At 66.6% G+C, this 10,646-nt stretch carries 9 protein-coding genes; 4 read left to right on the top strand and 5 right to left on the bottom strand.

Translation table 11 applies throughout. From position 1 onward, the window contains the following. Nucleotides 1–106 precede the first annotated feature (106 nt). The 4 genes from dut to ubiE all read right to left on the bottom strand — a co-directional run bounded on the left by dut (nucleotide 107) and on the right by ubiE (nucleotide 4,453). The gene (gene dut / locus AC1VNY_RS16245; RefSeq protein ID WP_304497897.1) at nucleotides 107–565 is read right to left on the bottom strand and encodes a dUTP diphosphatase; all 459 of its coding nucleotides are present in this window, start codon (nucleotides 563–565) and stop codon (nucleotides 107–109) included. Next, the gene (gene coaBC / locus AC1VNY_RS16240) at nucleotides 562–1,986 is read right to left on the bottom strand and encodes a bifunctional phosphopantothenoylcysteine decarboxylase/phosphopantothenate--cysteine ligase CoaBC (RefSeq protein ID WP_283066097.1); all 1,425 of its coding nucleotides are present in this window, start codon (nucleotides 1,984–1,986) and stop codon (nucleotides 562–564) included. The genes dut and coaBC overlap by 4 nt, the downstream gene beginning before the upstream one ends. Nucleotides 1,987–2,120: 134 nt before the next feature. Continuing rightward, on the bottom strand, nucleotides 2,121–3,695 hold the full coding sequence (gene ubiB, locus AC1VNY_RS16235; RefSeq protein ID WP_482405912.1) for a 2-polyprenylphenol 6-hydroxylase: 1,575 nt from the start codon (nucleotides 3,693–3,695) through the stop codon (nucleotides 2,121–2,123). Beyond that, nucleotides 3,692–4,453: a bifunctional demethylmenaquinone methyltransferase/2-methoxy-6-polyprenyl-1,4-benzoquinol methylase UbiE gene (ubiE, locus tag AC1VNY_RS16230; RefSeq protein ID WP_482405911.1), complete on the bottom strand. Its 762-nt coding sequence runs from the start codon at nucleotides 4,451–4,453 to the stop codon at nucleotides 3,692–3,694. The genes ubiB and ubiE overlap by 4 nt, the downstream gene beginning before the upstream one ends. A gap of 141 nt (nucleotides 4,454–4,594) precedes the next feature. Between ubiE and mutM the strand changes: the two genes are divergently transcribed. The 3 genes from mutM to ggt all read left to right on the top strand — a co-directional run bounded on the left by mutM (nucleotide 4,595) and on the right by ggt (nucleotide 7,837). Further along, entirely contained in the window at nucleotides 4,595–5,476 is an 882-nt protein-coding gene (gene mutM / locus AC1VNY_RS16225) for a bifunctional DNA-formamidopyrimidine glycosylase/DNA-(apurinic or apyrimidinic site) lyase (protein ID WP_482405910.1), read from the top strand. Nucleotide 5,477: 1 nt separating this feature from the next. Next, a complete protein-coding gene (locus AC1VNY_RS16220) occupies nucleotides 5,478–6,035 on the top strand; it encodes a GNAT family N-acetyltransferase (protein WP_482405909.1) in 558 nt (185 codons plus the stop codon). A 122-nt stretch (nucleotides 6,036–6,157) separates the two neighbouring features. Then, on the top strand, nucleotides 6,158–7,837 hold the full coding sequence (gene ggt / locus AC1VNY_RS16215; RefSeq protein ID WP_482405943.1) for a gamma-glutamyltransferase: 1,680 nt from the start codon (nucleotides 6,158–6,160) through the stop codon (nucleotides 7,835–7,837). Nucleotides 7,838–8,258: 421 nt separating this feature from the next. On the opposite strand, the gene AC1VNY_RS16210 is transcribed toward ggt, so the two are convergent. Further along, a complete protein-coding gene (locus AC1VNY_RS16210) occupies nucleotides 8,259–9,617 on the bottom strand; it encodes a serine protease (RefSeq protein WP_482405908.1) in 1,359 nt (452 codons plus the stop codon). A gap of 224 nt (nucleotides 9,618–9,841) precedes the next feature. Between AC1VNY_RS16210 and AC1VNY_RS16205 the strand changes: the two genes are divergently transcribed. After that, complete coding sequence (locus AC1VNY_RS16205; RefSeq protein ID WP_482405907.1) at nucleotides 9,842–10,645, top strand: HesA/MoeB/ThiF family protein; 804 nt, start codon at nucleotides 9,842–9,844, stop codon at nucleotides 10,643–10,645. Nucleotide 10,646: the final 1 nt, after the last annotated feature.

Below are 10,646 nucleotides of genomic sequence, written 5' to 3'. Positions count from 1 at the left end.
ATGCCGCCGGGTGGCGTGGATTTTACGCGAATTGACTCCGTAGTCGTGCGGAGAGCGCACGAAGCTTGATCTTGCCGAGCTCGTCCGCACACTTCTCCGACGCGCTCTAGCGTCCGGTCGAGCCGAAGCCGCCGCTGCCGCGCCCGGTCGCCGACAGCACGTCGACCGGAACCAGCTCGGCCCGCGTGACCGGCGCGATCACCATCTGCGCGATGCGCTCGCCGCGCCGGATCGAAAACACCTCGTGGCCGTGATTGATCAGCAGCACGTTGATCTCGCCACGATAGTCGGCGTCGATCGTGCCGGGCGAGTTCAGCACCGTGACGCCGTATTTGGCGGCAAGGCCGGAGCGCGGCCGCACCTGGGCCTCGTAGCCCGGCGGCAGCGCGATCGTCAGTCCGGTCGGAACCATCTCGTAGCGGCCCGGCAGCAGCAGCAGCGGCGCCGACCGCGGCACCGCCGCGAGCAAATCGAGGCCGGCGGCGTCGGCGGTCTGATAGATCGGCAGCAAGAGATCGGCGCCGTGCGGCAATTGGTGGACTTCGACCTTGATGGTGGCGCTCACGATGCGGTTCCTACGGCTCTTGCGATGCGCGACACCAGCGCGGTCGCGACTTCCTCCTTGGTCATGACCGGCCAGGAGTCGACGGTGACGTCCTTGCCCTCGCGCGAGAGCAGGTGAACGGTGTTGCGGTCGCCGCCCATCACGCCGGTCGCCGGCGAGACGTCGTTGGCGACGATCCAGTCGCAGCCCTTGCGCGCGAACTTCGCCTTGGCGTTCTCGATCAGATGCTCGGTCTCGGCGGCGAAGCCGATCACCAGCGGCGGCCGCTGCTCCTTCAGCTTGGAAATTGTCGCGAGGATGTCGGGGTTCTCGACCAGCTGCAGCGGCGGCATGCCGGCCGCGGTCTTCTTCAGCTTCTGGCTGCCCTCGGTGGCGACCCGCCAGTCGGCGACCGCGGCGGCGAAGATCGCGACGTCGACCGGCAGCGCGGCCTCGACCCGGTGCAGCATGTCGCGGGCGGACTCGACGCGCATGACCGAGATGCCCTGGGGGTCGCCAAGCTCGACCGGGCCGGTCACCAGCACGACCTCGGCGCCGGCGGCGCGCGCGGCGGCGGCAATGGCAAAGCCCTGCTTGCCGGACGAGCGGTTGGCGATGTAGCGGACCGGATCGATCGCCTCATGGGTCGGGCCCGCGGTGATCAGCACCCGCTTGCCGGCCAGCGGACGCGGCTGCGGCGGCCGCAGCATGCGGTCGGCGGCGGCGGCGATCTCGGTCGGCTCGGCCATCCGGCCGACGCCGGCTTCGCCGGCTTCCGCCATCTCGCCGGCATTGGGGCCGACAGTATGGACGCCGTCGCGGCGGAGCTGCAGCACGTTGCGGCGGGTGGCCGGATTGTTCCACATCAGCGGGTTCATCGCCGGCGCCAGCAGGATCGGCCGGTTGGCCGCCAGCAAGGTGGCGGTGGCGAGATCGTCGGCATGGCCCTGCGCCATCTTCGCCATCAGGTCGGCGGTCGCCGGCGCCACCACGATCAGGTCGCAGTCCCGGGCCAGCCGGATATGGCCGGCGTCGAATTCGCTCTCGGCGTCGAACAGGTCGGTGTAGACGCGCTCATGCGACAGCGCGCTGGCGGCGAGCGGGGTGACGAATTGCTGGGCCGCCCTGGTCAGCACGCAGCGGACCTGGATGTGCCGTTCCTTGAGCCGCCGGATCAGATCCAGCGCCTTGTAGGCCGCAATCCCCCCGCCGATGATCAGGGTGACGCGCGGCTCGCCGGCCGCGCTGGCGGCCCGAGGAGCGGGGGCTGCCACTGTCGCGGAACCCGCCCCAAGCACCTCCGCAGGCTCCGTACCGCCGTCTGCGAGCTCCCGGAGGATCACCCGGACCTCCTCCTCGACCGAGCGGCCGTTTTTGGCGGAGCGCAGCCGCAGATAGGCCTTCAGCGTGTCGTCGAGTTTACGGATGGTCAGGCTGGCCATGGCGTGCTGCCCTCAAAGCATGATCCGGAAAAGTGTGAAGCGGTTTTCCCTCGCGACAAACGCAAGGCGTTTGCGCGGAGATCATGCTCAAACAAGTGTGATAGCGATGCTATCACATGGTGCATGCATTGCAATCAGTGCGCCCGGATGGCGAAAAAGATCGCGATGGAGGCGATCGCAATGACCCAGAGGCCGACGGTCTGCACCCGCGCCTTGCGGGCCTCGGCGCGGGCCATTTCGTCGATCGAGTCCGACGACAGCATGTGGCCCTCCAGCGTCATGGTCTCCAGCTGCTCGAGCACCGTGACGGCGCGGTTGGCGATCGACGGCAGGTTGGCGAGGATGCGGCCGAGCTCGCCCGCGCCCGAGATCGCGCCCTGGATGCGGCCGGCCGGGCCGAGATTCTGCGTGATCCATTCGCGCACCACGGGGTCGGCGATCTTCCAGATGTCGAGCTTCGGGTCGAAGCCGCGCGCCACGCCCTCGACCACCACCATGGTCTTCTGCAGCAGGATCAGCTCGGGGCGCGTCTGCATGTCGAACAGGCCGGTGACCTCGAGCAGAAGCGTGAGCAGCTTCGCCATCGAGATTTCCTCGGCGGTGCGGTTGTGGATCGGCTCGCCGATCGCGCGGATCGCCTGCGCGAAATTCTCCACCGAATGGTGGCCCGGCACATAACCGGCCTCGAAATGCACCTCGGCGACGCGGCGATAGTCGCGGGTGATGAAGCCGAGCAGGATCTCGGCCAGGAAGCGCCGCTCCTTCAGTCCGAGCCGTCCCATGATGCCGAAATCCACGGCAACGAGCCGGCCGGCCTCGTCGAGGAACAAATTGCCGGGATGCATGTCGGCATGGAAGAAGCCGTCGCGCAGCGCGTGGCGCAGGAAGCTCTGGATCACCTTGCGGCCGAGATCGGGCAAATCGACCTTGGCCTGCGCCAGCCGGACGTGATCGTTCAGCGCGATGCCGTCGATCCACTCCATCGTCAGCACGCTGTGCGCGGTGCGATCCCAATCCACCGCGGGCACGCGGAAGTCGGGATCGTCGCGGGTGTTCTCGGCCATCTCGGACAGCGCGGCCGCCTCGAGCCGCAGGTCCATCTCCATCGCGACCGAGCGCGACATCGTGTTGATGACCTCGATCAGCCGCAAGCGCCGCGCCTCGGCGGAATGCGCCTCGGCCTTGTGCGCGACAAAAAAGAAGTCGCTGAGGTCGCGGCGGAAGCGCGCGGCGACACTGGGCCGGAGCACCTTGACCGCAACCTGCTGCCGCACGCCGTCGCGCTCGATTTCGCCACGGTGCACCTGCGCGATCGAGGCTGCGGCAACCGCAGGGCCCAGATGCACGAAGGCCTGCGCCAACGGCCGTTCCAGCGATTGCGTGATGACGGTTTCGGCCGCTTCCTGCGCGAACGGCGGCAGCCGGTCCTGCAGGGCTTCGAGATCGCGCGCCATCGCCACGCCGACCACGTCAGGGCGGGTGGCGAGGAATTGCCCGAGCTTGAGATAGGCCGGTCCGAGCCGCGTCAGTGCGCGCGACAACCGTGGACCTGATTTGGCCGAGCGGCGCTCGATCAGCCGCGCCAGCTTCAGCGCGAGCTGCCCGGGCGGCGGCACCAGCGCGGGATCGACGACGCCGAACACGCCCTCGCGCGCAAACACGAAACCGGCGCGGGCGAGGCGCGTGATGTGGGTCAGTGCAGAGATCACAAACGCCAGCCCGAATGCAGCGCCACGATGCCGCCGGAGAGGCTCTGCCACTTCACGCGGGCAAAGCCGGCGGCGCCGATCATCTCGGCGAACGCGTTCGGCCGCGGGAATTTGCGGATCGACTCGACGAGATATTGATAGGACTCGGCATCACCGGTGACGGCGCGGCCGAGCGGCGGGATCACCTTGAAGGAAAACAGATCGTAGATCTTGTCGAGGCCGGGCACGTCGACGGTGGAGAATTCCAGGCACAGGAAGCGGCTGCCGGGCTTGAGCACGCGATAGGCCTCGCGCAGCGCAAGGTCGATCTGCGGCACGTTGCGGATGCCGAACGCGATGGTGTAGGCGTCGAACGCGCGGTCGGCGAAGCCCAGCGCCTCGGCGTTGCCCTCGACGAACGACACGCGGTCATCGAGGTGCTGCTTCGCGGCGCGCTCGCGGCCGACGGCGAGCATATCGGCATTGATGTCGCAGACCGTGGCATGAAAGCCCGCGCCCGCGGTCTTGGCGGCCCGGAACGCAATGTCGCCGGTGCCGCCGGCGACGTCGAGCAGCGCGAACGGCCGGTCGCCCTTCGGCGGGTCGAGCGTCGTGATCATGACGTCCTTCCAGGCCCGGTGCAGGCCCGCCGACATCAGGTCGTTCATCAGGTCGTAGCGTGACGCCACGCTGTGAAACACGTCGTTCACCAGCGTCTGCTTCTCGCCCAGGGGCACATCCCTGAAGCCGAAATGGGTGGTTTGATCCGGCCGATCCATCACTCAGAACTCTTACCCTTTTTGGTCGCGTTTGCTTCACGCGAACCGGTAGCCGCTTCGCTCGAAAAACGCTCCAGCCAAACCATAGCGCGGCGGCCGCAATGGCGCTATCACGTCACTTCCAAAAGGTGAATGCCTGCCATGCCGGAATTACCCGAAGTCGAGACCGTCCGCCGCGGCCTGCAACCGGCCATGGAGGGGTCCAGGATCCTCAAGGCCGAGGCCCGCCGCAAGGATTTGCGGTTTCCGTTTCAAAAAGACTTTATCGCCCGGCTCGAGGGCCGGACCATCACCGGGCTCGGCCGCCGTGCCAAATATCTGATGGCGGACCTGAACTCCGGCGACGTGCTGCTGATGCATCTGGGCATGTCGGGCTCGTTCCGCGTGCTGAAGGGCGAAGGCGCGGCGACGCCGGGGCAATTCCACCATCCGCGCAGCGAGGATCGCGCGCACGATCACGTCGTGTTCCACATGTCGTCGGGCGCGGCCGTCGTCTTCAACGATCCCAGGCGCTTCGGCTACATGAAGGTCATCGCGCGCAACGCGATCGAGGATGAGCCGCTGCTGAAGGGGCTCGGTCCCGAGCCGCTCGGCAATGAGTTCGACGCGGCGATGCTGGCGCGCTCCTGCCACAACAAGAAGACCAGCCTGAAGGCCGCGCTGCTCGATCAGCGCGTGGTGGCGGGACTTGGCAACATCTATGTCTGCGAGGCGCTGTTTCGTTCGCATCTGTCGCCGCGGCGATTGGCCGCGACGCTTGCAACGAAGAAGGCGGAGCCCACCGACCACGCCAGGCGGTTGGTCGACGCGATCCATTCGGTGCTCAACCAGGCGATCAAGGCCGGCGGCTCCTCGATCAGCGACCATCGATTGACCAATGGCGATCTCGGCTATTTCCAGCATTCGTTCCAGGTCTACGACCGCGAGGGCGAGACGTGCCGCACGTCGGGCTGCGAGGGCATCGTCAGGCGCTTCACCCAGAACGGCCGTTCGACGTTCTGGTGCCCGAAGTGTCAGAAGTAACATGTTCGAGACCCCGCGCATCGAGACCCAGCGCCTGATCCTGCGGCCGCTTGCGCTGTCGGATGCCGCCGCGATCCAGCGTCACTTCAACAATTGGAATGTGATCAAAAATCTCGCAACTGTCGTGCCGTGGCCCTATCCCGGCGACGGTGCGGAAAGTTTTATCAGGCGGGAGCTGGATAAGATCGCGGCCGGCGAGGAAAGCTATCAATGGGTGCTGGTGTTGCGTGCCGGCGATGGCGAGGCGATCGGCAACATCAATTTCCGGCCGCGCGCCGATGGCCGCAAGGGCAATCGCGGATTCTGGCTCGCCGAGCCGTACTGGAATCAGGGCCTCATGACCGAGGCGATCGCGGCGGTGAATGACTTCGCCTTCCTGACGCTCGGCCTTGCCAGCTTCCATGTCTGCAACGCCCAGTCCAACGTCGCCTCGCGCCGGGTCAAGCAGAAGACCGGGGCCGAATTCGTCGGCTTCGTCGAGCTTCCGCACCACAACGGCGAGTCCAGGGCGGAGAAATGGAAGGTTACGCGCGAGACCTGGCTGCGCGATCGACGCTGACATCGCTTTTGCGAATGCGGCCATGACGAATGCGACAGCTTGACCGCGCATGCGAGGCTGGCGAACATAGCTGCCATCGCTCCATCAAGAACGAGAACACAATGGCGATCAACGGCATGTCGATGAATGGCGCCTGGCGCGACCGCGCCGCGACAAGTTTTCAATGCGAGAAGCAACCGGCCACCAGCAGCCGCGGCATGGTGGTGAGCAATCATCCGCTGGCATCGAGCGCGGGCGCCGAGATGCTAGCTGCCGGCGGCAACGCGATCGATGCGGCGATCGCCACCTTGTTCACGCTGACCGTGGTCGAGCCGATGATGGTCGGCATCATCGGCGGCGGCATGGCGCATATTCGCCTCGCCGACGGCAGCCATCGCTTCATCGATGGCCAGAGCACGGTGCCGCAGGCGGTAAAGCCGGATACCTACACCTCGAAGCCGGGTTCGGCGCACGACGTGTTCGACACCGTCGGCAACGAGAATTTGAACGGGCCGAAGGCGGTCGCGGTGCCGGGCTCGCTGAAGGCCTGGTGCGAAACGCTGCGCCGCTTCGGCACCATGAGTCTGGCCGACGTGATGCAGCCGGCGATCAAGCACGCGGCGCGCGGCTATGCGGCGACGCCCTATTTGCACGAATGCATCACCGACGGCGCCGAGGAGATGCTGAAGGACAAGCCGATCTCGGCGATCTATCTGCCTGATGGCACCCCGCTGAAGCCCGGCGAGCGCGTGGTGCAGGCGGAATATGCCGAGACGCTGAAATACATCGCCGATCATGGCGACAACGCACTCTACCAGGGACCGCTCGGCGACATCCTGGTCGACTACATGAAGAAGCACGGCGGCTTCGTCGCGCAAGAGGATCTTGCGACCTACAAGACCGTCGAGCGGCAGCCGATCCGCTGCGATTACCGCGGCTGGGAAATCCTCGGGCCCCCGCCGCCGGCGGCGTCAGGCGTGCACATCACGCAGATGCTCAACATCCTCGAGGGCTATGACATCGCGCGCCTCGGCTTCGGCACGGCCGAGACGATCCATTATCTTGCCGAGGTGTTGAAGATCGCCTTCGCCGACCGCGCGGCCGCGAGCGGCGATCCCGCCTATATCAACGTGCCGGTGGAGCGGCTGACCTCGAAGGCCTATGCCGAGGAGCGCCGCCGCGCGATCGATCCCGCCGCTGCACAAGCCTGGAAAGCCGGCGTCACCCAGCTCGAAAGCGCGCACACCACTCACATGACCGCGGCGGATGCGATGGGCAATGTGGTCGCGACCACCCAGACCATCAACAATCTGTTCGGCGCCAAGATCCTGATCCCCGGCCTCGGCACCGTGCCGAACAACTACATGAACCTGTTCGATCCGCGGCCGGGGCACGCGCTGTCGCTGGCCGCCGGCAAGCGCGTCACCACCTCGATGTCGCCGATGATGGCGCTGCGCGACGGCAAGCTCGCTTACGCGCTCGGCCTGCCCGGCGGCAAGCGCATCTTCCCGAGCGCGATGCAGGCGCTGATCAACCTGATCGACCACGGCATGAGCCTGCAGGAGGCGGTCGAGGCGCCGCGGGTCTGGACCGAGGGCAATGCGCTGGAGGTCGAGCAGGCGGTGCCGGAAGCCGTCCGCGCCGCGCTGTCAGCCAAGGGCCACAAGGTGCAAGTGGTGCCGACGGTGGCCGGCGGCATGAACGCGATCCAGTTTCACGCTGACGGCACGATGTCGGGCGCGGCCTGCTGGCGCGCCGACGGCACCCCGGTCGGCATTGCCGGCGGTCTCGCCCGCGCCGGGGTGCGCTTTGCGTTGAGGTGACGCCGACTACGCTGTTTGACAGGTTGAATCGAGAACCATCCTCCATGTCGTCCTGGCGAAAGCCAGGACCCATTACCCCAAATCTCATTGTTGTGCGACGCCGGGGCCGCGATCCTGTTTCATCGCTGAATGCGGTGGTTATGGGTCCTGGCTTTCGCCAGGACGACGTATGGAAGAGTGGTAGCTGAATCACAAATGACTATGGAATGCTGGATCGTCCGCCAGAGCCTGTCTCCCCATCGTCGTCCCGGCGAAGGCCGGGACCCATAACCACAGCCCGTCATTGTTACGCGCTGCTGAAACGACGAGTCCCGCCTACAACGCCTGCTGCGGCGTATGGGTCCCGGCCTACGCCGGGACGACGAGATGGACAGAACCCGGTCTGCTATGCGGGATCACCCGCAAGCGGGGCGAGGTAACTCTACTTCCTGACGCAGATCACGCGGACCACGGCGGCCTTGGCGTCCGCCGAGTCGCCCGACGCGGTGACGCCATGCGCCTTCAGGAAGCTGCGCACTGTGTCGGCCGGCACCAGCGCGGCCTGCGCCGGCGGCGCCGCGTTTGCGGGGCCTGCAACGATGACGGGCTTCAGCGTCGCGATACCGGCAAACCTGCCGCCACTATCGGTCGCCGCCGCGCCGGAGAACCCGAGTGCCGGCGCCGGTGACAGCGCCTGATCGCCGCCGCCGATCTGTGCGACCGAAGCCTTCAAGCTGCTCGCGGCCGCGCCGCCGCCCTGGTTCTGCGGATCAGCAATGCCGGTGATGTCGAGCGTGGTTTGCGTCGCCTGGCCTGCGATATTGAGTGGCCTCAGGCCCCGCGCACCATAGATGCGCAGCAGCGCGAGATCGTGATCCCTGTCCTCGGCGACCCGATCGGCATTGCCGTAGCCCGGGATCGTCAGCGCGATGCAGTCGTCGGTCGCCACGCGATCGGTCACGATGGCGCCGTCGTCGCTGACCACGACGCCGGTGGCATATTCGACGGTCTTGCGCGGCGGCGGACCGGCCTGGACGGCGGCCGGAAATGCATTGAAGGCACTCGACATCGCGATCACCACCGGCTCGATGGTGGTTTGCATCGCCTGGTCATAGAGGATGGTGAGGATGCGGACCTCGTCGCCCTTCAAGGTGCCGCGCAGATAGAACTTCTTCAGCCCCTGCATGCCCGACAGCACGAAGAAATCCGGCTTCACCACGGTGTAGTCGATGGTGCGGCCGGCCGGTTCCTTCTTTTCCTGCTCGGCAAGCTTTGCGGTGGTCTGGCTCGCTTCCTTGCGCCTGGTCAGCAGCACCTGGACGGTGCCGGTCGGCGAGGTCCATTTGGCGCCGGAGGCATCGCTGGTGAGCTGCGGCACCAGCTTGGTCGGAATGCCGAGCCGCGCCCCGGTGGCCGGCTCGGTGACGATCCGCCAGCCGACAGCCTCCTGCTTCCGCCGCGCCGTGTCGGCGAGCACGCCGCGCTCCTGCGGGTTCAGCACGCCGGTCGGCTTGCCGCCGCGCTTCTTCTGGAATTCCTTGATCGCATTGACCATGCGTTCGCTGACGTCGCCGGTAATCGCGCCGTTATATTCGCCGACCCAGGCGAGGTCCGATTGCAGCGCCAGCCGCTCGGCCTGCGCCATCGCGCCCGCGGTATCCTCCGGCTTCTGCAGCGCGGGGCGTATCGGCACCGTCGTCACGGTCTTCGGCTTCGCCCCCGCCGTCGAGGGCGGGGTCATCTGGGCCTGCGCCATGCCCATGGCAGCGGCCATCAATGTTGCCGAAAGCACCGATCTCATGACAAATCCGGGGGGAATGACTGACACCATTGACGTCCAGGCAATTAAGCACATCTGCTTGGTCGGCAACAACCGCGCTCCGGTTCAGGGAGCGCGTCAACCCTCATCCTGAGGAGCGGCGAGAGCCGCGTCTCGAAGGATGAGGCCACGGACCGGGCCTCGTGGTTCGAGACGCGCGTGCCGCGCTTCTCACCATGAGGGTCACGGGTAGGATAGATGAGACAATGCTGAGTGCCGACGAACTTGAACGCTATGCCCGCCACATCGTGCTGCGCGAGGTGGGCGGCCCCGGCCAGAATGCGCTGAAAAAAGCGTCGGTGCTGGTGATCGGCGCCGGCGGCCTCGGCGCGCCGGTGCTGATGTATCTGGCCGCCGCCGGCGTCGGCCGGCTCGGCGTGATCGATGACGATATCGTCTCGCTCTCCAACCTGCAGCGCCAGATCATCCATGCGACGTCTGATATCGGCAAGCGCAAGGTCGACAGCGCGGCGGCGCAGATCCATGCGCTCAATCCGCATGTGACGTTCGAGGCGCATCCGATGCGGCTCACCGCCGACAATGCGATGGCGCTGATCGCGAACTACGACCTCGTGCTCGACGGCTCGGACAATTTCGAGACCCGCTATCTCGTCGCCGATGCCTGCTTCCTCGCGAAGCGGCCGCTGATCACGGCCGCACTGGGCCAGTTCGACGGTTCGCTGACCACGATCCGCGCGCATGAGAAGAATGCGGACGGCGAATTCAACCCGACCTATCGCTGCCTGTTTCCGGAGGCGCCGCCGCCGGGCACGGTGCCGGCCTGCGCCGAGGCCGGCGTGATGGGCGCGCTCGCCGGCGTCCTGGGGTCGATGATGGCGCTGGAGGCGATCCGCGAGATCGTCGGCTTCGGCGAGGGCCTGGTCGGCCGCCTCCTGATGGTGGATGCGCGCGCGATGCGGTTCGAAACCCTGCGCTACACGCGCGATCCGCAGAACCCGCTCAATGGCGATGGGCCTGTCATCGCTGACCTCAACGCCCATCGCACCTGAG

This window comes from Bradyrhizobium ferriligni (assembly GCF_056837965.1).
The sequence above is the reverse complement of the archived record's forward strand: the minus strand, read 5'-3'. Positions and strand labels throughout refer to the sequence as shown.